The sequence below is a fragment of the Streptococcus oralis genome, assembly GCF_001578945.1.
Taxonomy (GTDB): domain Bacteria; phylum Bacillota; class Bacilli; order Lactobacillales; family Streptococcaceae; genus Streptococcus; species Streptococcus oralis_Q.
The window spans coordinates 513,815-515,433 of sequence record NZ_KQ969551.1 but is presented as its reverse complement, the minus strand read 5'-3'; the positions used below and the strand labels follow the sequence as shown (position 1 = coordinate 515,433).

General features: G+C 32.9%; 3 protein-coding genes. 1 reads left to right on the top strand and 2 read right to left on the bottom strand.

What is annotated here, in order from left to right; translation table 11 throughout:
- The coding region (locus tag SORDD16_RS11805) for a transposase (protein ID WP_241734014.1) at positions 1–155 on the top strand (155 nt) is incomplete at its 5' end.
- A 122-nt stretch (positions 156–277) separates the two neighbouring features.
- Here the strand turns inward: SORDD16_RS11805 and SORDD16_RS05135 are convergent.
- Both SORDD16_RS05135 and SORDD16_RS10615 read right to left on the bottom strand, forming a co-directional pair.
- The gene (locus SORDD16_RS05135) at positions 278–1,510 is read right to left on the bottom strand and encodes a tyrosine-type recombinase/integrase (protein ID WP_061452597.1); all 1,233 of its coding nucleotides are present in this window, start codon (positions 1,508–1,510) and stop codon (positions 278–280) included.
- Positions 1,511–1,522: 12 nt separating this feature from the next.
- Positions 1,523–1,619, bottom strand: a 97-nt coding sequence (locus SORDD16_RS10615; protein ID WP_128973477.1) for a DUF3173 family protein, incomplete at its 5' end; no start/stop codon positions are given.

Here is a 1,619-nt window from a genome sequence, read left to right as displayed (position 1 = left end):
ACTCAAATGCCAGGTTAGTGCCAACCAACAAGCTTATCAAGGACATAAAACTACAAGCCTTTGGTTTTAGAAACTTCAAAAACTTTAAAACGAAAATTTTGGTCACTTTGAACATCATAAAAGAGAGAACCAATCTGGCTCTCTCTAGATGTTAGCTATAAGTCACCCGCTACAGTTGACAAGGAGTCTTTAATTTTAAGATTATACTCTACTCCCACTCAACGACTAAACAGATGTTTAGAAACGTTGATATAACAGTGTTTTTGGCTATATTTAATTATTTTGGAGACAATTTTGGCGACCTTTTCGATAATGATTGGTTGCCATTAAATTGTATCATTGTTTTGTTTGCATGCTTAATTGAAATTAAGCCAGTCATTTGTTCTGATAATTCTTTATCAACACCTGACCATAAGTGAGCATAGTGCTTCAATGTTATTTCAGGGGAAGAATGACCTAAACGTTTAGAGACTAGAAGAACCGAAGCGTTTAATTCATTGATAAGATAAGAAGCATGAGAATGTCTTAGTTCTTTTGCTTGTATTTCTGGAACTCTTGCTAATCTTGCATATCTCTTAATAATTCTTGATATGGTTGATTTAAGCATAGGATTTCCGTCATAACTTAAAACAAAATTTACTCTTCCTAAACTAGCTTGCCTATCTTTCCATTCTTTGAGAATAGCGATTGTATCATCATCTAACGAGATTGTCCGTAAACCTGAATCAGTCTTGGTATGATTTTGACGAATCCATTTTGATTTGCTTGACATAATCAACATATGATTGACAGTAAGCTGTTTTTTATCAAAGTCAATATTATTCCACCATAAAGCAGTTCCCTCATTTACACGCAATCCTGTACAAAAATAGAGCCATAGTAAAACGAAGCTTAAATGTTCATAGAAATCCTCAATATAGATACAACTGATAACTTCTTCAAAATCTTGCTTTGTCCAGTATCTTGAATGTGTTTTACCTTTCGGAATTGCTTTGACTTTCATAGAAACATTAGTATCAAGAAATTGCATATTTACAGCAAATTCAAGAGATTTACGAAACATTCCAAATGTTAAGCTAGCATATGCTTGTGAATAGTTCCCACCTTTTTTAGATAGTAGCCATGTTCTAAAACTCTGTACATCTCTAATAGAAATATCCTTGAGTTTCTTTTTCCCGAATCGGTTTATGACTAAATTTAATGTAGGTTGACGTGTAGAATATGTGTGTTCACTTACTTCTGATTGATAATATGGTAAGTAAGTCGTATTCATGAACTGCTCGTATGTCATATCATAATTTGAATATCCATGTGATTGTAGATAATCATTTTTAATCCTGATAGCTTCTGTATATGCTTCTTTTGCAGATGAAAATTTCTTTCCGTTAGCATTTTTTCGAGCTTTTTTCTTAATACGTTTACCTGTAATATTATCCGTTCCTAAGCTAACCTCATAATAGTATTGTCCTTTCTCGTCAATATAGACATCTTGAAAATTTGTCTTTACCATAAGTTACCTCTTTCAATCGTGCAACTTAAAGCCAAGAATTTCTTCAACAGCAGAAACAGGGACTGTTCCTAGTCGTCTATTACTGTATAAAGTATATCCTTGTTTTACC